Below are 21,526 nucleotides of genomic sequence, written 5' to 3'. Positions count from 1 at the left end.
GGTGATAAAAAAGTGTACGCGGAACTTATTCTCATGTGGTTTCGTCTGGCCTGCCGCTTTTACAATGGCTACTGGTATTTATACACTGCTACAGATCACTTGCTGCAGCGGCAAAACTCCCCTGTATAGGGCGTTTGCTCTGAATGTCATACATAGATCGGGATACAGGGATGAAACTACAATTGTTGTTTGTAACCGCCGTACAGAGTAAAGACCGATGCTGAGTGCTTTTATAATCGTTTTTGGCCTGCTTCTGGCCGGGTATCTGCTGTTCTCGAAACGTCTTGCGGCATCATCGAACTGGAAAGCGACGGTAATCCCTCTGGCTTCGATTATGGGGAGTGGTTTCCTGGTGAGTGCTCCTCTGCTGGCGGGCGTGGTTGCCAATCTGGCGGTGGTTTGCATGGCTGTTTTGCTGGTGTTTGCCTACGCGATTGGCGGTGCCATCCGGTTTAATATCCGGTACTTTGAGCCGATTGAAAAGGATCACGGCATCGCCCAGGATTTTGCCTTTTTGGCGCGAATTGTACTCGCCGCAGCCTATTTCATCTCTGTGACTTACTATATTCAGTTATTGGCCGCCTTTGCATTGAATGCCTTCCATATGCAGGATGAGTTTATGGCCAACATAGTGGCCACGCTACTGTTGCTGTTTATTGGTGGGGTGGGGATCTGGCGCGGTCTGGCTGAGCTGGAAAAAGTGGAGTCGTTTGCGATCAGTCTGAATTTGGGCATGATCTGTTCGCTGGTGCTGGGGCTGGGGTTTTACAACATACAGCTGCTATCGTCGGGCGCCTGGCAACTGCCTGATATCCCCTCTGATATAAATACTCATGACCTGCGTGTGCTTCTGGGGCTGTTGATTGTGGTTCAGGGGTTTGAAACATCCCGTTATCTGGGGGATAAACATTCAGTGAGTCAGCGTATTAATACCATGCGTGTCGCACAGATTGTATCGGCAGTTATCTACCTCCTGTTTATTGGGTTTGCCACGGTTCTGTTTCATAACAATATTGGTGCTGATGTTACGGCAATCATCGGTATGACGGCACCGGTGGCGGTGGCTCTGCCATTGCTGATCTCTGTTGCCGCTATCGGCAGTCAGTTCAGCGCAGCTGTCGCGGATACATCCGGGGCCGGTGGTCTGCTGGAAGATATTACCAACCGACGGCTTGCTGTCCGCTATGCCTATCTCCTGATTCTGGTGGTGACTGTACTGATCTGTTGGGAAACCAATGTGAACGCCATCATCGGTTATGCGTCACGGGCTTTTGCCCTGTTCTATGCTCTTCAGTGTATTGTTGCTTTTCTGGTCGCCAGGCAGCAGAGAGAGCTACCGCACCGTCCTCTTTTATTGTGCTTTTTTGCTGTTCTGGCGGTTCTTTGCATGTTGGTCTGCGCGCTGGGTGTGCCATCTGCGTGAGCCAGGTTGCGTCATGCAACTGTTAAAAAAGTACAATCGATAGATCTAATCGTCTATGTTTTAAAGCGCTTGTTAGCAGCACTATAGATGCAGATCAATGCAATGCATTGAAGTTCTATGCTGATAAGACAAGAGATGATTATGAAAACTATAAAAACTCAGGTAGCTATTATTGGTGCGGGTCCTTCCGGTTTGTTGCTGGGTCAGTTGTTGGCGAAGCAGGGGATCAGCAATATTATTCTTGAGCGGGTGACCGGTGATTATGTGTTAGGCCGTATCCGTGCCGGTATTCTGGAGCAGGGGTTTGCCGATCTGGTGCGTGAAGCGGGTGTGGCTGAGCGTATGGATGCCGATGGCGATGTTCATGATGGCTTTGAGATCTCAGCCAATGGTGAGCGTTATCATATCGACCTTAAAGGCCTGACCGGCGGTAAAACCGTGGTCTGTTATGGTCAGGTTGAGATTACTCAGGATCTGATGGATGCCCGGGAAGCGGCGGGGCTGACAACCTATTATGAAGCAGCAGATGTACAGCCGTTAAATGTGAAATCAGATACTCCCTCTGTCACCTTTACTCATGATGGCGAGCAGTATGAACTTTGTTGTGATTACATCGCTGGCTGTGATGGTTTTCACGGTGTTTCCCGTCAGACGATTCCGGCAGATAAACGTACCGAGTTTGAACGGGTCTATCCATTTGGCTGGTTGGGGCTGCTGAGTGATACCCCGCCATGTAACAGTGAGCTGATCTACTGTAAGCATGAACGGGGTTTTGCCCTGGCGAGTATGCGTTCTGAAACCCGCTCCCGTTACTATTTGCAGGTGCCTCTGACCGATAAGGTTGAAGACTGGTCCGATGAGGCGTTCTGGGAAGAGTTGAAAAAACGTTTGCCTGACGATGTGGCTGCGGGATTGGTAACCGGGCCGAGTATCGAAAAGAGTATCGCGCCGCTGCGCTCGTTTGTCTGCGAGCCGATGCAGTATGGTCGTCTGTTTCTGGTGGGGGATGCCGCACATATCGTACCTCCGACGGGTGCTAAAGGGCTTAACCTGGCGGCGTCCGATGTGGCGACTCTCTATAAGATTATGACCCGGGTGTATAAAGATAATGACCCTGAATGTATCAGTCAGTACTCCGATATCGCCCTGCGACGGGTGTGGAACGGTGAACGGTTCTCCTGGTGGATGAGTAATATGTTGCACAATTTCGGTCAGATGGAGACCGGTGATATGGACGCAGCCACCTTCAAGCGGTTTATGGAATCTGAGCTGGATTACTACCTCAACTCAGAAAATGGTCGTCGGGTGATTGCTGAGCAGTATGTGGGGTTGCCCTATGAAGAGCTGGCGCCATAAGCACGCTTAGTTCAGCGCCCAGACCTAAAAAAACACTAGCTTTTGCTAGTGTTTTTGTTTATGTGAGAAGCTTTTCCGGTTTAACCGGCATCTTCTTAATCCGCCAGATACTTTCCGCGGTGAACAGAAGCAGGCCACTCCAGATCAGTGCAAAGGTGATCAGGCGGTTGGCATCGAGTGGCTCATCGTAGACCACCACGGCGAGCATAAAGGTAAGGCTGGGGGTTATGTACATCAGCAGCCCGTTGATGGTAAGCGTCAGACGTTTAGCCCCCGCCGCAAAGCAGATGAGCGGCAGGCTGGTGACAATACCGGCAGCGATCAGCAGACCGGACATCTGCAGACCGTCTGAGAGAAAGGAGATCTCGTTGTGTTGTGCCAGCCAGGCCAGATAAAGCAGGGCGAAAGGGCTGAGTAACAGGGTTTCAATCATCAGGCCAGAGAACGGGTCTACCTCAATCTGCTTGCGCAGCAGACCATAGGTGCCAAAACTGCAAGCCAGCACCAGTGCAACCCAGGGCAGGTTGCCAAGCAGGATAAGTTGATAGACAACCCCGGCAATCGCCAATGAAACCGCCAGCCACTGAACCCTTCTGAGTCGCTCACCGAGGATGATCATGCCTAATAACAGACTGACAAGTGGATTGATAAAATAGCCCATGGAGGTGTCGAGAATATGTCCTTGCCCTACAGACCAGATAAAAACCACCCAGTTTACCGAGATCAGAATCGCCGAAAAGGCGAGCTTCAACAGCAGTTTTTTCTGACGTATATGCTTGCTCAATTCCTGCCAGCGTCCAGTAGCAACGATAAACAGCGCGATGAAAATCACTGACCATATAATCCGGTGGGAGAGCACTTCAAAGGGGCCAACTGACGCCACGCTTTTAAAGTAGATAGGAAACATCCCCCACATGCCGTATGCGCACAGCGCAAAAAAGATGCCCCGGCTGGGAGATTGCAGATCAGTTTGCATTCATAGGTCCTTCTTTACGGGTGTTGCTGTTGGATGAGTTGAGTAACCAGCGTTGCTGGAAAGCGTCTGAGGTGTGGTTGAGCCAGCGGGTCATAATGGCAACAAATATCAGGCTGAACGCAAGCCGTGCCCAGAGTACTCCTGACAGATCTGCTCCCAGGGTCATCACCAGCAGAGTGTCTTCGATAACACTATGGCACAGACTCAACAGGCAGAGTGCAGAAAAACAGTCTTTCCCGCTGATATGACCGTTTTGTGCTTCCCGGATTAACAGTCCGCCGCCAAAAGACAGCCCCAGGGTGACACCAATAATGGTCAGCGAGGTCGCCTGAGGGCCGATGCCCAGTATCCTGAGCAGGGGTTGCAACAGCCAGATCATCAGCCGTTCTATGTGGATCCAGCGAAGAAAGCGCAGCAGGCTCATCAGCACGGTGATGATCAGGATGATCATGACAAAACTTTTCAGTTGGTTGATCCCCCAGCTTAACAGGCTGCTATCAGTGGCCGGCGTCTGCCAGATCAGCTCCACCGGTTGCTGCAACCAGCCGCCCCACTGATAACTCCAGTGCAGTAGCGCGCCGAGCAGCAGTGCTGAGATAATGCGTATCAGCAGCGCGACCATAATACGAACCCCCGCTTTCTGAGTGATGCGCAATTCAAGCGGCAGGCTGTGAGCAATCAGCATCATTGAGCTGAGCACGGTAACCTGGGCCACCGTCAGACTTTCCTGTGGTGCCAGTTGAAAGAAGATCAGCATGCCACCGTAGATGTTGGTTAACAGGGTGGTGGTCCATACCAGCCCCATTGACTCCGGTAAACCAACCAGCCGCATCACCGGCTCCAGTGCCACACTGATATAGGGAATCGCGCCTAACGCTTCGAGGGCTTTGACGATAATCAGCACCGGAATCATCAGCTTGAACAGCAGCAGGCACACTTCAAATATCTCCCGGGCAAGGCTGGGGAGGGTGTGGTTGAGAAACTGGCTCGCTAATGTGTGCGGCATGGCTTGCTATTTCCTGAGTAGGGTAGCCAGAGTAGGGGCGCTGGCTGGTGCTCTGTTGCAGTGTTGACAAGAGTTGCTAGTGTAATTAAGAATTCTGTTTTAATGTTTCGTAAATCACTCATTAACGAAATTAAATTTCATTTTAGTGGGCTTGATCCTTACTAAAATTAATTTATTGGGCATCTTTATGTCATTTGATCTGGATCGTATTGATCGTAATATTCTCAACATCCTGCAAAAGGACAGCCGTATCAGCAACCAGGATCTGGCAGAACGGATTGGCCTTTCCCCTCCGGCCTGTCTTCGCCGGGTACGCCGGTTGCGGGAGAGTGGGGTAATCGTGGCGGAGGTGGCGCTGATCAATCCACGTATGGTGGGGCGTTATATCAACATTATTGTGGAAGTGGAGATGGTGCGGGATCAGCTGGATATCTATGATGCTTTCAAACGGAAAATGGACGCTGCTCCAGAGGTGACGCAATGTTATCAGGTGACGGGCGAGGTGGACTTTTTACTGATGTTGCTGGTGGAGGATATGGAAAGCTATGAAGCCTTTACCCGCAAATACCTGGCGACCGATGCTAATCTGGCTAAATTTCGTACCCTTATCTCCCTGCGGCGGGATAAGTTCAGCACGGCGGTCCCTCTCTGATACAGGGGGGGCGCTTGCTGTTGTTGAGGACGATTTTGCTGTGCGGCTAATGATGAAATAAATGCTACAAAAGCGTGTCAAAGGGGTTGACCGAAACGGGTCATATCAATAAGATACGCACCGTCTTCCGGAAACGGAGTCACGTAGCGTCCCATTCGTCTAGTGGCCTAGGACACCGCCCTTTCACGGCGGTAACAGGGGTTCGAACCCCCTATGGGACGCCATCTTTTGCGACGCGGAATTAGCTCAGTTGGTAGAGCGGAACCTTGCCAAGGTTCAGGTCGTCGGTTCGAGCCCGATATTCCGCTCCATCTCTTCTTCGATATCTCCTCCATTTTACTTTTCACTGCTAGTTACTGAATTCCTTGCGCGTTGTCTGTTGCTTCTTGTTCATCGTTTTTTCGTAATTTTCTGTGTGCTACAGATCTGTGATTTCTGTGATTTTTTTTGCTTTTTTTCTCTTGACGAGGGGAGGGTTAGTCATTAATATACGCGCCTCCTCTGACGAGGAATGTTACAAATGTGACTGTGTCCCATTCGTCTAGTGGCCTAGGACACCGCCCTTTCACGGCGGTAACAGGGGTTCGAACCCCCTATGGGACGCCACCTTTTGTAAAGCGGAATTAGCTCAGTTGGTAGAGCGGAACCTTGCCAAGGTTCAGGTCGTCGGTTCGAGCCCGATATTCCGCTCCAACTCTACAGCCTGTCTGTATTGCGTCCCATTCGTCTAGTGGCCTAGGACACCGCCCTTTCACGGCGGTAACAGGGGTTCGAACCCCCTATGGGACGCCACTTTATCTCTTTCATCGTTTTATCGCTTTATTACCTGCAACCCTTTTCAATCCTCATTCTGAGTGGCTTTTTATACTCTGGCGTATTCTGTGCCGGATGCATCGTATATACTTACTCTTCAATGCTTATAAAAGCTTAATGATTTCATGGGTTAATCATCTTAATGATTTCGCTGATAAGGATGTCGTTGCTCTATATTGTGCTGGGGTTGTCTGCAGGGCAGGCTCTGGCTGATTCAGTGATTGTGTCACTGGATGTAAAGGCGCAAGCGATAAACAAAAACTTTCTTCTCGCTGCATTCGCAATGCGGATAACCCGTTGGCCAGATGGACGGCCGATAAGGGTGTTTGTATTGCCCGACCGCCACCCTCTGCATCAGCGGTTTGTAAAACAGCGACTGCAAGTCTTTCCTTACCAACTTCGCAATAATTGGGACCGTCAGGTATTTACCGGAACAGGAGCGTTTCCGGTAACTGTTGATAACATGGAGGAGATGTATCGTATGGTAAGCCAAACCGAGGGATCGATTGGTTATATCGCTGATTCTGTTAAGTTGAGTCCTGAAAAAGTGAGGGTTGTCGATGAATTTTAAACATCTCACAACCCTGTTGTTTATGGGGATTAGTACTTACTCTGCAGGGATATATGCGAGTGATTCGGAGAACCACAACCTGTCGGTTAACGGTTTTCTGACCCAGGGGTTTTTCTATACAGATCAAAACAACCTGTACGGTGAAAGCAGTGACAATGGCAGTTTTGATTTTCATGAAATCGCTGTCAATTCGGCCTATCGCTTTACCCCCAAGTTGCGGGGTGCGTTGCAGATAATGTCCCGTCAGGCAGGTAATGTCGATAATGGTGAGCTAAAACTGGATTATGCCCTGCTGGATTATCGCTTTAATGATTCAGTGGAAAAAGCGGTGGGTGTGCGGGCCGGCCGGCTGAAAATTCCGTTTGGCTTTTACAATGAAACCCGCGATGTTGCCTTTACCCGTCCCAGCATTATGTTGCCACAGTCACTCTATTTTGATCAGGCGCGGGATCTGGAACTTTCTATTGATGGGGTGATTTTATATAGCTCTCTGGAAGTGCCGGGTGGCTGGCTGGATCTGGATCTGCTGTACGGTAGTCCGCAAACGGATACTAACGTGGAATATGCCTACTTTGCGTTTGATGCCCCGGGTAAACTTAACGACTCCGATGGTGTCATGGGGCGGGCTATCTACAGTGTTGATGGTGGCCGAATCCGGGTGGGGCTGACCGGCTCGGAATACCGGCTGGGCTATAAGCCGGGCAATGACCCAACCTTGTGGAACGAGCTTAATGAGGGCGACCTGAAACTCAATGTTCTGGCGCTGTCAGGGCAGTACAATGCAGAAAACTGGAGTCTTACCGGCGAGTATATGCTGCACGAACTCGACTGGCGTGAGCTGGGCGGTGTTTTCACCCTCAACCCGGTGACCACCATTGAATCTTATTATCTGCAGCTACAGTACCGCTTTAATTACAGCTGGGATCTGTTACTACGCTATGATGATCTTAAGCTGGATAAAGATGACCCCCTGGGGAAACAGAATAGTGCTCTCTTAAATAATGCCCGGCCAGCGCATAATTTTTATGCCAAGGATCTGACGCTGGGGGTTGGCTGGCGGCCTGCTCCGAAGTGGCTCTTCAGGGCTGAACTACACAATGTAGAGGGCACTGGCTGGTTAGCAGAGCAGGATAACCCGGACGCGTCGGTCTTGCGGAAATACTGGAACGCATTTTCATTGCAGGCAACCTACCGTTTTTAAACAATGAAGTCGTGAGATAACGCATTATGGATGGCACTCACAGAAAGTTTTTAAGTCTCAGGTGGAAGATCTTCATCTTACTGGTGGTTGTGCTGGTTGGGGTGCAGGGGATGTATGCCTTTTTTTCGCTGTCACAGCTGAATGAGCAGTTCAGACAGCAGCGGGAACAGATCAATGAGTCTGAGGTGGCCCGGCTGGATGGTTCTGTTGAGGCGTCTTACCAGCGGTTGCTTGAAGCGGCAGAGCTGCTGCCCCTGATCGATACCAGTCAGGAGGATCATTACATTTCGCCGCTGGCGCGTCTGAGCCAGACAATCAACCTTAAGTTCGATGCGTTTCAGCTGACAGGGTCTGTGAATGCTGCCTACCTCTATGATAGTAAGGCCCGTATGGTTGGCTTCTGGGGGGAAAAGGTCCATATCAGTGAAGCGGATATTCAGCGGGTGTTTGATACCGAGCGCCCGCTACGAAAACTGATCTGCAACTCAATCTGCCTGCGCTATGTAGCGATCCCTATCCAGCTTGATGGCAAGAAGCAGGGCGTGTTAATGGTGGGGCGCTTTCTTTACGATGTTATCTATGAAATAAAACAGCAGACCGCTCTCGATATTGGTCTGGTTCTGCAGGCGCCGGAAGGGGCCGGGGAGCTGGGAAACTGGGGGCTGTTGATCAACTCCCTGACAAATCGGTCGCAAAATCAGGAGCTGTTAGAAGAGGTCAGTCTGCATCATCGCTTCAAACCCGAAGGGGGAAGCTATGTCCTCGAGAATAATGGTCATTATTACGAGGTGCTGTTTTCACCGCTCAAAGGGGTTTCTGAGGGCGGTGCATACTGGGTGATTCTCGATGATATCTCCGGTCATCTGTTAAGTATCCGCCAAAGTCTGATGAACTATCTGCTGTTGGGTGTTGGTGGCATCCTGACAGCACTGATTTTACTCTCGTTGCTGCTGCAAAAACCGATCAGTTTTTTTACCCTGCTGGCAGAGGAGCTTTCTCAGCTCAGCAGTGGCGAGTTTAGTCAGTTTCGTCATACTCTGGCGCAGTTTCGCAACCGGGATAAAACCCTGGGTGAGGATGAGCGGGACCTGCTGGTAAAGAGTGCCGTACTCCTGAGTGAACAACTTGAAAGATTACAGGATGAGGTTGATGAACGCACCGACAGCCTGGAAAAGAGCCGCCAGGCCTTAACCAAAGAGCGGGACTTTCTCTTTGGTCTGCTGGAAACCGCCCCTCTGGTCATTATTACTCAGAACATTAAGGGGCAGTTGCGCAGCGTCAACCACTTTGGTCAGCAGTTGATGGATCTGGATGGCAAATCTTTACGCAAGGCTAACTTTATAGACTCCCTTCAGCGGGAAGAGGAACGGCAGGAGTTTCTTTCTAATACCCAGCGGTTGGTGGAGGGGCTCGAATCTGAGGTGCGCACCGACAGTGTGCTGCTGGATGGGGTGGGTAATCGTCATGACCTTTCCTGGCTTCATGTTCGGTTAAGAAACTCTCAGGGAGATGAACCGCTGATCCTGAGTATCGGTATGGATATCAGTGATCGTAAGCGGGCTGAGCGCCGGCTACAGTGGCTGGCCAACCATGACCCTCTCACCGAACGGCCCAACCGCCTGTTTTTTATGAGTTGCATGAATGATGCGATTGAGAAATGCCGGGGTCAGGATAGCCATGTGGCGGTGCTGTTTATCGATCTTGACCGTTTTAAAGAGGTAAATGACTCTCTGGGTCACAGTGTGGGTGACAAGTTACTCAAGGTGGCAACCCGGCGGATCAGTGACTGTATTCGTGATAGCGATCTGCTGGCCAGGCAGGGGGGCGATGAATTCAGTGTACTGCTGACCAGTGTCCGGGATCTTGAAGGTGCCGAAGTGGTTGCCAGTAAAATTCTTCAGGCGTTTCAGCAACCCTTCTGGATTGGTGAGTATGAGATCGTGGTGACGGTGAGTATTGGCATCAGCCTGTTCCCTGACCATGGTGCCGATGGCGCAACGCTGATTAAACATGCTGACGTAGCGATGTTTCAGGCTAAAGACTCCGGCAAAAACTGCTATTACATCTACGATGTGGAAAAAGACCATCAGCGGTTTGAACGGTTCTCTCTCGGGGCTGATCTGCGCAAAGCGATTCAGAATGATGAACTGCTGCTCTATTACCAGCCTCAGGTTGATGCGATATCTAATCGGGTGGTTGGGGTCGAGGCGCTGGTGCGCTGGCAGCATCCCACCGCGGGTTTGCTGCCCCCCGATCGATTTATTCCACTGGCGGAAGAGTTAGACCTGATTATTCCGCTGGGAGAGTGGGTGTTGCGTGAGGCCTGCCAGCAGATGCAGGCATGGATACGGATCGGTTTACCGAAGATGACCATGGCGGTCAATCTGGCAGGTCAGCAGATCGCCCATGAGCGGCTGATCAAAAGTGTAGAAGAGGCGCTGGCCGACTCAGGCCTGAGTGCGGACTGTCTGGAACTGGAGGTCACCGAGAACTTTGTTATCCAGCAACCGGAAGTGACCGTGGGTAAATTAACCTACCTGCGGGAACGGGGGATTACCCTGGCGATGGATGATTTCGGCACCGGCTATTCATCGCTCAGTTATCTGAAAAAACTGCCCATTGACCGGCTTAAAATTGACCGCAGCTTTGTTAAAGATATTGGTGTTGACCGTGGTGATGAATCGATTATCAAAGCCACCCTGGCGATGTGTCACTCGCTTGGACTGGAAGTCGTGGCTGAAGGGGTGGAGACCACCGAACAACTGAACTTTCTCAGGGAGAATGGTTGCCAGATTATTCAGGGGTATTACTTCAGCAAACCCCTGCCGCCTGAAGCGTTTATGGACTATATCTGCAGTCAGAAAGCTCAGGCATAAGAGTGAAAAACACACCGGTTGGCGGCGATTTAAGCAACAGAGCCTGATTCTGGCGTTAACCAACCTGCCGCTGTGTTCAGTTCTGACCGAAAACGCTGGCGCGGGTGTTGATATAATCAAACTCTTCGCCGCGCTCTTCCGCAGCAAAGCGCAGCTCATCCAGACGCTGAAACTTCTCGATCTCATCATCGGGCATATTGTGCAGGCAGCTGCCACCAAAAAACCACAGCAGATCTCTGGCAATCAGGTGCGCCAGCTGAGGATACATGCGGAACGCCCGCTCAATAAACATCTCGCCATCCTCATAGGCCTGTTCTGAGCCATTTTCGAAATCATGGATCAGCTGCTGAAAATCAAGGATGAACTGCTCCTCCTCCGCGGTGATATCGTCCAGAGTAAAGGGTTCCTGGCGGATGAAGTTGTTATAGGCGATTTTCAGGAAATTAAGGTGATGAAACTGATAGGGCGTCATAGAAGTCCGAAGCGGTTGCAGGGTTCAGGAAGGGGGTATTTTAACGCAGAATTTAAGCGGCGGTAACCGTTGAAAAAATGCTCTTTTGCCCCAATCTATCTTTTCTGATCTCAACTGCATTCTTATTTTCAGAACTTCCCACAGGATCCAACAGGAAACTGCATGACAACTGCGCTCTCCATAAAAGACCTGCGCAAGGTCTACAATAACGGCTTCGAAGCCCTCAAAGGAATCTCCTTTGAGGTACAGGAAGGTGACTTTTTTGCCCTGCTGGGCCCTAACGGTGCCGGTAAATCAACCACCCTGGGGATCGTCTCATCCCTGGTGAATAAAAGTTCCGGTCAGGTTGAAGTGTTTGGTTACAATCTTGATACCGATGCCAGCAAGGCGAAGTGTGAGCTGGGGGTTGTGCCCCAGGAGTTCAACTTCAATATGTTTGAGAAGGTCGAAGATATTCTTATTACCCAGGCAGGGTATTATGGTATTCCGGCCTCAGAAGCGAAGAAACGCAGTGAGTTTTATCTGCGTAAACTGGGCTTATGGGATAAGAGGGACGGTCCTTCGCGCAGCCTGTCCGGAGGGATGAAACGTCGCCTGATGATCGCCCGGGCGCTGATGCATGAGCCCCGCTTGCTGATACTGGATGAGCCGACTGCCGGTGTGGATATCGAACTGCGCCGCTCTATGTGGGAGTTTCTGCGGGAGATCAATGCCAAGGGCACCACGATTATTCTCACCACCCACTATCTGGAAGAGGCGGAAAGCCTGTGCCGGCATATCGGCATTATCGATCAGGGCACGATTATCACCAACACCAGCATGCGTGAACTGTTGCAGCAACTGAACACCGAAACCTTTATTCTCGATATCAGTCCGGCGCAAACTGAGTGCCCACCGCTGGATGGCTATCAGGCTACGCTACAGGGCGACCATACACTGTTGGTGGATGTGGAAAAATCTCAGGGGCTGAATCAGGTATTTGCCCAGTTATCAGCACAGGGGGTTGAGGTGACCAGTATGCGCAACAAGAGTAACCGTCTGGAGGAGCTGTTTGTTTCGCTGGTGGATAAAACCCTTGGGGATAATAAAAAGGGGGGCTCTGACGATGAGTAACCGCGAACTGTTTATCGCCTTCTGGACCATTCTGGTGAAAGAGATCCGCCGCTTTACCCGGATCTGGGCACAGACGCTGTTGCCGCCGGCGATCACCATGACACTCTACTTCATCATATTTGGCAATCTGATCGGTTCCCGGATCGGGCAGATGGGGGGCTTCAATTATATGGAGTTTATCGTTCCCGGCCTGATTATGATGTCGGTGATCACCAACTCCTATGGTAATGTGGTCTCTTCCTTCTATAGCACTAAGTTTCAGCGCCATATTGAAGAGCTGCTGGTGTCACCCCCCCCTAACTGGATCATTCTGGCAGGTTATATCATCGGTGGTTCGGTGCGGGGATTGCTGGTGGGGCTGATTGTCACCCTGCTATCGCTGTTTTTTACCGATCTCTATATCCATAATTTCTGGGTGATTGTGTCGGTGGTGTTCCTTACCGCGATTCTGTTTTCGCTGGGGGGCTTTATCAATGCGGTGTTTGCCAACAGCTTTGATCATATATCGATTATACCGACCTTTGTGCTGACGCCGCTGACCTATCTGGGCGGGGTATTCTACTCGATAACCCTGTTGCCGGAGTTCTGGCAGCATGTCTCTCAGATCAACCCGATACTCTATATGGTGAATACTTTCCGCTACGGTATTCTGGGGGTCAGTGATATTAATATCGGTGTCGCTTATGCCATGATCATCGGTGTAATTGTGGTACTGTTCAGTTATTCAATGTATCTCCTGAATACAGGAAAAGGGATCAGGCAGTAAGCGAGGCGGTTGTTATGAAAGATCATCAAAAAGGTTTGGAACATGCACCGCTGGGGGCTGATACTCAGTATATTAATCAGTACGATGCCAGCCTGCTTTATCCGATTGCCCGCCACCTTAACTGGCAGTCTCAGGGTGTAGAACGCAGTGAACTGCCGTTTCAGGGCTGCGATATCTGGAATGCCTACGAGGTCTCCTGGTTAAACAACCGGGGCAAGCCGGTTGCCAGGCTGGCAGAGTTTCGCATTCCCGCTGACAGTGACAACATCATCGAGTCCAAATCTTTCAAACTCTATCTCAACTCATTTAACCTGACCCGTTTTGATTCTGAGGCGCAGGTGCTCGCCCGTATGACGGAGGACCTGTCGACCGCCGCAGGAGGCCGGGTGGAGGTCTTGCTCAAGCCGCTGGATAACAGCGAACCGATTAGCGCGTTTGAGGGCGATTGTCTGGATGAGCTGGATATTGAAGTCAGCGACTATAGCCCCACGCCTGAACGTCTTAAAGCAACCGGCGAACTGGTGTCAGAATCGCTCTACAGTCATCTGCTGAAATCCAACTGTCCGGTGACCGGTCAGCCGGACTGGGCCAGCATTGTGATCGGGTATCGTGGGCCAGCGATTGACCGCGAAGGGCTGTTGCAATACCTGATCTCCTACCGCGAGCATGGTGATTTTCATGAACAGTGTGTGGAATCGATCTTCATGGATATCTGGAACCGCTGTAAACCGGAAGCACTGACCGTCTATGCCCGTTATCTGCGGCGTGGCGGACTCGATATTAACCCATGGCGCAGCAGCCAGGCGGGCCAGCCTGACAACTTGCGATTAAGCCGCCAGTAACCACAACAGCTAACAGGATCTTCTATGGACGCTATCGATAATCTGCTTAACCGGGTGTCAATTCCCCGGCTTGAAGGGCCTGCGCCCAGCGCTGATCAGCTTGATATTCTGTTTCGTGCGGCACTGCGGGCACCGGACCATGGCGCCCTGCGGCCATGGCGCTTTCTGACGATACAGGGTGATGCGCTGTACAAGCTGGGGCAGCTCTATGTTCAGGCCGCGCTTCAGGACGAGCCAGGCCTGGCCGCAGAAAAACGCACTAAACTGGAAAATATGCCGCTACGGGCACCACTGTTGATTGTGGCGATTGCGGCGTTGCAGGAGCATTTCAAGGTGCCTGGTTCAGAGCAACTGATTGCGGCGGGCTGCGCCGTACAGAATATGCTACTTGCGGCTCATGCCCAGGGGCTTGGCGCGATGTGGCGCACTGGTGATATGGCCTATAATGCAACGGTAAAAAAAGGTCTCGGGTTAAGCGAACATGAACAGATCATCGGATTTATCTACCTTGGCGCGCCCGCAAAAGGAAAACCTGTACCGCAACTGGAAGTCAGCAATTTTGTGACAGAGTGGAACTGAAAAGAGAGACGACCATGAGTGAGCATCAGCAAACCGCCGAACAGTTTCTTGAGTGGCTGAAAGGCCAGATACCGCTGATCACTCATATGGGCCTGGCCGAACCCACTTACGATGGTGTTTCACTCACCCTGTCTGCCGCCCTGGCGCCCAACGTCAATGATAAAGGCACCGGTTTTGGTGGTTCACTGGCGACCCTCGCCACCCTCTGCGGCTGGGCGATGGTGACTCTCTATCTGCGACAGCAGGGGCGTGACTGCGATGTGATGATCCGTGACAGCCAGCTTAAGTATCTGTCGCCGGTGACCGGAGATTTTCGCGCGATAACCCGCTTACCCGAACAGGCCGAACTGGATACCTTTATAAGCTTTATGGACAGTAAAGGTCGTGGCCGCCTCAATCTCGATGTTGAGATCCGTCAGGGGGATAAAGTGGCCATGACATTAAGCGGAGCCTATGTGGCGGTGGAAAGATAAAAATCGTAGTCCGAACGTCACAAAAAGCGTGACTTGTCCGAAGTCCGAAAAGCCAGATTATCTTATGGGTGGTATGTCTTAGGTGTTATTAGCTTTGCTTGCCCGTTTTTTCGGACGTCGGACAAGCAAAGCGTTCGGACCTCGGACTACTGCCTTATTTCAAAACAACACTCTGAATCACAATCGGTTCAAGCGGTACATCTTTATAAGGCCCCTGACGGCCGGTCTGTACATGGCCGATCTGGGTGATGACATCCATCCCACTGACCACTTTACCAAACACGGCGTAGCCCGGGCGCGGTCCATTGGCATTCAAAAAGTCGTTGTTTTTCAGGTTGATAAAGAACTGCGAGGTGGCGCTGTTTGGATCATTAGTACGGGCCATCGCGATGGTGCCGCGCATATTAGGCAGGCCGTTAACCGATTCATTCGCTACCGGGGGTAAAGTATCTTTGCGCTCCATATCAACGCTGAAACCACCGCCCTGGATCATAAAATTATCGATTACCCGGTGGAAAATGGTATTGGTGAAAAAGCCGTTGTCGACATAGCGCAGAAAATTGGCCACCGTCAGCGGGGCCTGTTCCGGCATCAGTTCCAGTTCGATCACCCCGGCGCTGGTGGTCATCACTACAACAGGCTTAACCTCTTCGGCAAACGCCGGGCTGATAAAGGTGACACTCAGCAAAAGCGATAGCAGATATTTCTTGAGCATGATTATTCCTTAAAAGTTGAATACTTGTTTTAGCAGGTCGGTGGTACGCGCCGCAGGATTATCACGGATCTTTTTCTCTTCCGCTGCCAGCATCGTAAACAGGCCGTTCAGGGCTTCCTCAGTGACGTAATCTTCAAGATTATAATTCTGCGCCAGATCACCGACCATAGGGACTTTAGTCGCTTCCTGGGTCAGCTCTCCATAGTACTTTGTCACACCGACCTGATCCATCGAGGTTTTCACCGAAGGACGAAACAGCTCGCTCAGATGGGTTGAGGTTTTCTCACGAAAATACTCGGTCGCCGCGTTATCGGGGCCATTGAGAATAGTACGGGCATCATCAATGCTCATATCTTTGATCGCGGTCACCAGAATCTCGGTCGCCTCTGGCGCGGCCTGTTCCGCTGCCCGGTTCATGCTCAGTTCAAACTGATCGACCTGAGAACCCAGACCAAACTTTCTCAGCAAGCCGCTGGCCTGTTGCAACTGGTCCGGCAACGGAATCTTAATCTGCGCGTTGCTAAAATAGCCATTTTCCTGGCTCACGGTTTCAATGGCCTGCCGACTGCCCACTTCCAGCGCCTCTTTGAGACCGGCTATCACTGTGTTGTAGTCGAGGTTGCTGTTGGCTGCGCTGCCGGTTGTGGATGGAGTCGTGGTTTTCTGTTCAATCAGCTGCTTGCCGCTCTCTTCAACCTTTTTCAACAGATCGCCGAAACCGGCAAACGCTGTCGCTGCGATGGTGCAAGAGAGCAGGGCGATACCTGCTTTACCGATGGTGGCCTTGCGCATAATGTGTTCTCCCTGCGGGCATGGTATGGATCGCTTCAGTCTAAGCATTAATGCTTAAAATTACCTTAACAATCGTTGAGGAGAGAATATACCGTCTTGTTACACCTGAACACAGATCAAACTTTACCTTTCTTTACCTGCGGACGACTTAATATTCTGATCAGGACGATTAAAATAGATAATCAAATCATTTATGGAGTTCAGCATGGATAGTCGTTCTCAATTCACTAAAACAACGGTTGCTCTGCACTGGATAATTGCTATTGCAATGATAGGCAGCCTGGCGTTCGGTATGTTTATAGAAGAGCTGCCGCGAGGTCCGGAAAAAATTGAGCTGATCGGTCTGCACAAGTCGATTGGTGTGCTGGTGTTAGTGGTGGCGCTTTATCGTCTTATCTGGCGCATCCGTAATCGTATGCCCGAGCATCTATCGCCCGTGGCTGAATGGCAGGAAAAGGTAACCACGCTTGTACATTTTATCCTCCTGGCAGGCACCTTGCTGATGCCGATCTCCGGTATGCTGATGTCGATCGGTGGTGGGCATTCAATCGCTGTTTTCGGGTTAGAGCTGATTGCCGGTGGCGACAAGAATGAGTTGCTGGGGGAAACGGGAAAAATCATGCATGGCCTGGGAGGCAACGTAATGATCGCCGCGATCGCGCTGCATGTTGCGGCTTCTGTGAAACACCATCTGCTGACTAAAGATGGCACCTTGCAACGGATGTTGGGCCGCCGGGTGGCCTGATATCTCAACCGGGTTTGAAGGGGATCAAAAGCCGCGTAATGCGGCTTTTTTATTGCTTGTTGATAAGAAAAAGCCCCTTTAGCCTTTACGCTTGTCTCTGTGTCCTCCGAGCCCTCTGTGGTGAGACCGCTGTTGTAGGAGCTGCAACTTGCAGCGATAAAGCTTTGCAGTTGCGCAGACCCTCGCCGCTGGAAGCGGCTCCTACACTATAAAGATGGCCCGCCACTGAGGTCACAGAATTAGACGCTGCTTAGTGGCAATTAGAGAGTGGCAATGTTTAGTTGAGCATTTACCGTCCGGGTGATTGAAAAACAATTTTACCACCGAGATCACAGAGAGCACTGAGAAGAGCGACCCTTTAGCCTTTACGCTTCTCTCTGTGTCCTCCGTGCCCTCTGTGGTGAGGCCGCTGTTGTAGGAGCTGCATCTTGCAGCGATAAAGCTTTGCAGTTGCGCAGGCCCTTGCCGCTGGAAGCGGCTCCTACACTATAAAGATGGCCCGCCACTGAGGTCACAGAATTAGACGCTGCTTAGTGGCAATTAGAGAGTGGCAATGTTTAGTTGAGCATTTAGCGTCCGGGTGATTGAAAAACAATTTTACCACCGAGATCACAGAGAGCACTGAGAAGAGCGACCCTTTAGCCTTTACGCTTCTTTCTGTGTCCTCCGTGCCCTCTGTGGTGAGACCGCTGTCGTAGGAGCTGCATCTTGCAGCGATAAAGCTTTGCAGTTGCGCAGACCCTCGCCGCTGGAAGCGGCTCCTACACTATAAAGCTGGCCCGCCACCGAGGTCACAGAATTAGTGGGAGCTGCATCTTGCAGCGATAAAGCTTTGCCGTTGGCAGACCTTCGCCGCTGGAAGCGGCTCCTACACTATAAAGCGGGCTCGCCACCGAGGTCACAGAATTAGTGGGAGCTGCATCTTGCAGCGATAAAGCTTTGCAGTTGCGCAGATCTTCGCCGCTGGAAGCGGCTCCTACATTATAAAGCTGGTTCGCCACCGAGGTCACAGAATTAGACGCCGCTTAGTGGTAATTAGAGAGTGGTAATGTTTAGTTGAACATTTACCGTCCGGGTGATTGAAAAAGAATTTTACCACCGAGACCACAGAGAGCACTGAGAAGAGCGACCCTTTAGCCTTTACGCTTCTCTCTGTGTCCTCCGTGCCCTCTGTGGTGAGACCGCTGTTGTAGGAGCTGCATCTTGCAGCGATAAAGCTTTGCAGTTGCGCAGGCCCTCGCCGCTGGAAGCGGCTCCTACACTATAAAGCTGGTTCGCCACCGAAGTCACAGAGAAGAGCCCCCTTTTAGCCTTTACGCTTGTCTCTGTGCCCTCTGTGGTAATACAGCTCTTTGCCTATCCCTTACGTGGATGGTTACTGGCTGATACAGCGGGCGGCTATCTCTGTTCCCTGCGGCAGGCTGAAACCCGTTTTGTCATCGCTGTAACGGGTCACTTCAGGGCAGTTATCGGGGTTGATCGCAACGGCAGGCAGACTTAGTTCCCAGCCATTTTCAATGTTGCTGAAATCCCGGGGGATCTTATATCCGAATATGGTGCTGAAGTCCTTATCTACCGCTTTGCGGGTCTCTTTTTTCAGAAATAGATGCCAGTGGCTGGTGGAGCCGATATAGCGTGGCGGTGTTTTGTAGGCAGAGAGTATACGCACCGATATCTGGCGAAAATGGTTGATGCTCTGTTGAGAAACGGTAAAGCTTTCCTCCTGGCTTTCTGCATTCACACTAGGGCACTGAATTGTCAGAACTGCGCTGATAATGAATAAAGAGATTCGTAACGGCATAGATTTATACAACCTGTCCTACGCTTAATCGCGATAATGAAAGATAGTTGTTCTGACCTATGACTCAGAGAGTCTGAAAAAATTCCATTAATTATAACGCGTTATGTTCTTTCAATAGTTCCGACAGCCTTAACGCAAGCTGTTGATAACCCAGGTTATTGAAATGGACCGGGTCCGATTTAAAACGGTTGTCGTGCAACAGGCTGGCAACTATTTCAGGCTCGATCACCAGTTGCTGCTCTTCAGCCAGTTCCTGATAGAGAGGGGCGCTGGCAGAGAACAGGTTTTTCTCCGGAACCGCGACCAGCACAACATCAATGTTCTGCGACTTTGCCAGCGAGATCATTTGGGACAGATTCTGTTTTAGCTGCGCTCTGTCCAGATTGCGCAGAATATCATTGCCGCCTTCCAGTAGAATCAGCAGGGCGGGCCGGTGCTGATCGAGCAATGCAGGCAGACGTTGTAAGCCTTCAGCTGTGGTTTCTCCAGAGACGCCGGCATTGATAACCCGACGACCCGTCAGTTGTTCCAGCTGCGTGGGATAATCCCCGCCATTACGGCTGCCAACCCCATGAGTGAGACTGTCGCCAAACGCCAGGATCACGGCCTCAGGCGGGAGATAGGTTAGTTCTTTCTGATCGCTGCAGCCGACTAATGTCAGCAGCAGCGTCAGTAAAATAGTTTTAACGCTGATTCCATTCAATGCATTGCTCCAGTGTGATACCGCTGCCGCCGAAGATATCCAGCGCGCTGCCGATGGTGAGATCGACCTTGCCATTGGATAGCTGGTCGACCAGTTTCAGATCGTCGAGTGAACGAGCACCGCCGGCATAGGTCACCGGAATCGGGCAGGCTTCACCCAACAGTTTAACTAACTCTTCATCAATCCCCGATTGCAGCCCTTCAACATCCGCCGCATGGATCAGAAACTCGGCACAGTGCTGGCTGAGTTCTGCCAATGTTTGCCCATTGACCTGGGTTGCGGTCACCGTCTGCCAGCGGTCAGTGGCGATATTCCAGCCGCTATCGGTGCGGCGGCAACTCAGATCAAGAATCAGCCGCTCTTTGCCGGTAATCGCTTTGATCTGCGCCAGCCGTTCCCAACTGAACTGACCCTTCTCAAACAGCCAGGAGGTCACAATCACATGGGATGCGCCTGCGGCAATAAACTCAGCCGCATTGCTGTTATTCACACCGCCACCAAACTGCAGGCCGTCGGGCCAGGCCGCCAGTGCTTTCAGTGCCTGTTCCCTGTTCCCAGGCCCCAGCGCGATCACATGACCACCGGTCAGATTGTGCTTGCGGTAGAGGCTGGCGTAATACTCAGCATCATACTGACTGACAAAGTTGGTTGTGGCGCCCTGATCATTCAGGCTGCCACCCACAATCTGTTTTACCTGACCCTGGTGCAGGTCGATACAGGGGCGAAACTGGGTCAACGTACGGCTCTCCGTTAAAAGGCTTATCTGCGGCGCATTGTAGCAGAAAGGGCTGGCTTCCCGATAACTCAAACTCTCGGGTTCAATCAACGGCGTGTCAGATCAGTGATTGGCAGGTCTTACCGGTTTAAATGTTGAATAGCGGGCATTAGTTTGTTAGAAATAAACGCTACTAAACGAGCCTGACTTGTTTAACTCATAAAGGATTATATTGTCGATGGATCAGACATCTCTCCCGATAAAACCGTGTTGTTTGCTTTTGCCATATCTGGCGTGCCGATGATGGTTGTCGCTGGTGTTATTCCTAATCTCTATCATCCCCTTCAGGGTTCCTGCACGCTGCAATCATTGTTTACGGTTTATCCTGATTTCTATCCGATACTTAGTGGGGCGCTAGAATGATTCACCTATTACACACCGACCGGATAACGAGCCGCTATTGTAGGGATCAATATCCCTCCGTTACTGTTAAAAACACCAGACAAGAGGGGGGCATTTTTTTTCCTGATACGGTAGAAGAAGCCTTGCAAGGGGGGGCGATCTTCCCCGGTGCTGTTGAACGGTGAACTTTGCGAAGGCTATTACTATATGGTGATCGGCCGGGTGATCGAGATCGAGGGTAACGATCCGCAAAAACTCCTTTTTAGTCAACAAAGGCATCAGCTTCTGTCAGAAGCGATAAGCAATAACCCCGAACTGGCCGATGTGCTGAGTCAATACCCGCTCTGGAGCTTGCTCGGGGAGAATAATAGTGTGCTGGCTAACGATCAGGTGGTAGATGATATTAAATCCGGGGTTATTTACGGTCTGTGGGATGAAACCTATGTACCGGAAGACCCGGATGATCTCGGTATACATAACGCATACTGATATCTCGATGAAACAGAAAATAGACCCGACACTGTTTACCGCTTT

Annotated in this window: 21 protein-coding genes and 5 tRNA genes; 18 read left to right on the top strand and 8 right to left on the bottom strand. The window is 51.1% G+C overall.

The genetic code is table 11. The features are described 5' to 3' along the window. Positions 1–217: 217 nt before the first annotated feature. Together OCU43_RS17470 and pobA are read left to right on the top strand one after the other, a co-directional pair. A complete protein-coding gene (locus OCU43_RS17470) occupies positions 218–1,423 on the top strand; it encodes an Aq_097 family APC-type transporter (RefSeq protein ID WP_091357338.1) in 1,206 nt (401 codons plus the stop codon). 150 nt (positions 1,424–1,573) lie between these two features. Then, positions 1,574–2,779: a 4-hydroxybenzoate 3-monooxygenase gene (gene pobA / locus OCU43_RS17465; RefSeq protein WP_217647426.1), complete on the top strand. Its 1,206-nt coding sequence runs from the start codon at positions 1,574–1,576 to the stop codon at positions 2,777–2,779. Between the two features lie 58 nt (positions 2,780–2,837). Here pobA and rarD read toward each other — a convergent pair whose 3' ends face one another. Continuing rightward, positions 2,838–3,755: an EamA family transporter RarD gene (gene rarD, locus OCU43_RS17460; RefSeq protein ID WP_091357335.1), complete on the bottom strand. Its 918-nt coding sequence runs from the start codon at positions 3,753–3,755 to the stop codon at positions 2,838–2,840. Then, positions 3,745–4,761, bottom strand: coding sequence for a hypothetical protein (locus tag OCU43_RS17455; protein ID WP_091357333.1), 1,017 nt, complete (start codon positions 4,759–4,761; stop codon positions 3,745–3,747). Before OCU43_RS17455 ends, rarD begins: the two co-directional genes overlap by 11 nt. Positions 4,762–4,948: 187 nt before the next feature. Between OCU43_RS17455 and OCU43_RS17450 the strand changes: the two genes are divergently transcribed. The 9 genes from OCU43_RS17450 to OCU43_RS17410 all read left to right on the top strand — a co-directional run bounded on the left by OCU43_RS17450 (position 4,949) and on the right by OCU43_RS17410 (position 10,874). Further along, entirely contained in the window at positions 4,949–5,413 is a 465-nt protein-coding gene (locus OCU43_RS17450) for an Lrp/AsnC family transcriptional regulator (protein ID WP_091357332.1), read from the top strand. Between the two features lie 148 nt (positions 5,414–5,561). Beyond that, positions 5,562–5,637, top strand: a tRNA-Glu gene (locus tag OCU43_RS17445). A gap of 11 nt (positions 5,638–5,648) precedes the next feature. Then, positions 5,649–5,724 (top strand) — tRNA-Gly (locus OCU43_RS17440). A 219-nt stretch (positions 5,725–5,943) separates the two neighbouring features. Further along, positions 5,944–6,019: transfer RNA gene (locus OCU43_RS17435), tRNA-Glu, on the top strand. A gap of 11 nt (positions 6,020–6,030) precedes the next feature. Continuing rightward, positions 6,031–6,106 (top strand) — tRNA-Gly (locus OCU43_RS17430). 23 nt (positions 6,107–6,129) lie between these two features. Continuing rightward, positions 6,130–6,205 (top strand) — tRNA-Glu (locus OCU43_RS17425). 163 nt (positions 6,206–6,368) lie between these two features. Further along, positions 6,369–6,797 carry a hypothetical protein gene (locus tag OCU43_RS17420; RefSeq protein WP_245756546.1) on the top strand — a complete coding sequence of 143 codons (429 nt, stop codon included), beginning with the start codon at positions 6,369–6,371 and terminating at the stop codon, positions 6,795–6,797. Then, positions 6,787–7,998: a porin family protein gene (locus OCU43_RS17415; protein WP_091357329.1), complete on the top strand. Its 1,212-nt coding sequence runs from the start codon at positions 6,787–6,789 to the stop codon at positions 7,996–7,998. The genes OCU43_RS17420 and OCU43_RS17415 overlap by 11 nt, the downstream gene beginning before the upstream one ends. Positions 7,999–8,024: 26 nt before the next feature. Continuing rightward, positions 8,025–10,874, top strand: a complete 2,850-nt coding sequence (locus OCU43_RS17410; protein WP_091357327.1) for a bifunctional diguanylate cyclase/phosphodiesterase — start codon at positions 8,025–8,027, stop codon at positions 10,872–10,874. A 76-nt stretch (positions 10,875–10,950) separates the two neighbouring features. Here the strand turns inward: OCU43_RS17410 and OCU43_RS17405 are convergent, their stop codons facing one another. Beyond that, complete coding sequence (locus OCU43_RS17405; RefSeq protein ID WP_091357326.1) at positions 10,951–11,346, bottom strand: PA2817 family protein; 396 nt, start codon at positions 11,344–11,346, stop codon at positions 10,951–10,953. Between the two features lie 162 nt (positions 11,347–11,508). Here OCU43_RS17405 and OCU43_RS17400 point away from each other — a divergent pair, with 162 nt between their 5' ends. From OCU43_RS17400 to OCU43_RS17380, 5 genes are read left to right on the top strand one after another with little or no spacing between them, the layout of a single operon-like run. After that, complete coding sequence (locus OCU43_RS17400; protein ID WP_091357324.1) at positions 11,509–12,459, top strand: ABC transporter ATP-binding protein; 951 nt, start codon at positions 11,509–11,511, stop codon at positions 12,457–12,459. Then, the gene (locus tag OCU43_RS17395) at positions 12,452–13,225 is read left to right on the top strand and encodes an ABC transporter permease (RefSeq protein ID WP_091357323.1); all 774 of its coding nucleotides are present in this window, start codon (positions 12,452–12,454) and stop codon (positions 13,223–13,225) included. The genes OCU43_RS17400 and OCU43_RS17395 overlap by 8 nt, the downstream gene beginning before the upstream one ends. 14 nt (positions 13,226–13,239) lie before the next feature. Further along, positions 13,240–14,067, top strand: a complete 828-nt coding sequence (gene queF, locus OCU43_RS17390) for an NADPH-dependent 7-cyano-7-deazaguanine reductase QueF (RefSeq protein ID WP_091357321.1) — start codon at positions 13,240–13,242, stop codon at positions 14,065–14,067. 24 nt (positions 14,068–14,091) lie between these two features. Then, positions 14,092–14,646 (top strand): nitroreductase family protein, encoded by a 555-nt coding sequence (locus OCU43_RS17385; protein WP_091357319.1) that lies wholly within the window; start codon positions 14,092–14,094, stop codon positions 14,644–14,646. A gap of 14 nt (positions 14,647–14,660) precedes the next feature. Next, complete coding sequence (locus tag OCU43_RS17380) at positions 14,661–15,119, top strand: YiiD C-terminal domain-containing protein (protein WP_091357318.1); 459 nt, start codon at positions 14,661–14,663, stop codon at positions 15,117–15,119. A gap of 154 nt (positions 15,120–15,273) precedes the next feature. Here OCU43_RS17380 and OCU43_RS17375 read toward each other — a convergent pair whose 3' ends face one another. Both OCU43_RS17375 and OCU43_RS17370 read right to left on the bottom strand, forming a co-directional pair. Then, entirely contained in the window at positions 15,274–15,834 is a 561-nt protein-coding gene (locus OCU43_RS17375) for a peptidylprolyl isomerase (RefSeq protein WP_175483500.1), read from the bottom strand. A 9-nt stretch (positions 15,835–15,843) separates the two neighbouring features. Continuing rightward, the gene (locus tag OCU43_RS17370; RefSeq protein WP_091357314.1) at positions 15,844–16,626 is read right to left on the bottom strand and encodes a DUF4197 domain-containing protein; all 783 of its coding nucleotides are present in this window, start codon (positions 16,624–16,626) and stop codon (positions 15,844–15,846) included. A gap of 205 nt (positions 16,627–16,831) precedes the next feature. On the opposite strand from OCU43_RS17370, the gene OCU43_RS17365 reads away from it, so the two are divergent. Then, the gene (locus OCU43_RS17365) at positions 16,832–17,371 is read left to right on the top strand and encodes a cytochrome b (RefSeq protein WP_091357882.1); all 540 of its coding nucleotides are present in this window, start codon (positions 16,832–16,834) and stop codon (positions 17,369–17,371) included. A 1,375-nt stretch (positions 17,372–18,746) separates the two neighbouring features. Here OCU43_RS17365 and OCU43_RS17360 read toward each other — a convergent pair. The 3 genes from OCU43_RS17360 to hisA all read right to left on the bottom strand — a co-directional run bounded on the left by OCU43_RS17360 (position 18,747) and on the right by hisA (position 20,611). Beyond that, on the bottom strand, positions 18,747–19,112 hold the full coding sequence (locus OCU43_RS17360) for a hypothetical protein (RefSeq protein ID WP_139203178.1): 366 nt from the start codon (positions 19,110–19,112) through the stop codon (positions 18,747–18,749). Between the two features lie 151 nt (positions 19,113–19,263). Continuing rightward, positions 19,264–19,875 (bottom strand): GDSL-type esterase/lipase family protein, encoded by a 612-nt coding sequence (locus tag OCU43_RS17355; RefSeq protein ID WP_245756545.1) that lies wholly within the window; start codon positions 19,873–19,875, stop codon positions 19,264–19,266. Continuing rightward, positions 19,856–20,611 carry a phosphoribosylformimino-5-aminoimidazole carboxamide ribotide isomerase gene (gene hisA / locus OCU43_RS17350; RefSeq protein WP_091357309.1) on the bottom strand — a complete coding sequence of 252 codons (756 nt, stop codon included), beginning with the start codon at positions 20,609–20,611 and terminating at the stop codon, positions 19,856–19,858. The genes OCU43_RS17355 and hisA overlap by 20 nt, the downstream gene beginning before the upstream one ends. 555 nt (positions 20,612–21,166) lie before the next feature. Between hisA and OCU43_RS17345 the strand changes: the two genes are divergently transcribed. Beyond that, positions 21,167–21,481 (top strand): hypothetical protein, encoded by a 315-nt coding sequence (locus tag OCU43_RS17345; RefSeq protein WP_139203177.1) that lies wholly within the window; start codon positions 21,167–21,169, stop codon positions 21,479–21,481. Positions 21,482–21,526 lie beyond the last annotated feature (45 nt).

It is taken from the genome of Amphritea atlantica (genome assembly GCF_024347255.1).
In the GTDB taxonomy this organism is placed as follows: Bacteria; Pseudomonadota; Gammaproteobacteria; order Pseudomonadales; family Balneatricaceae; genus Amphritea; species Amphritea atlantica.
This window is presented reverse-complemented; position numbering and strand designations above follow the sequence as displayed.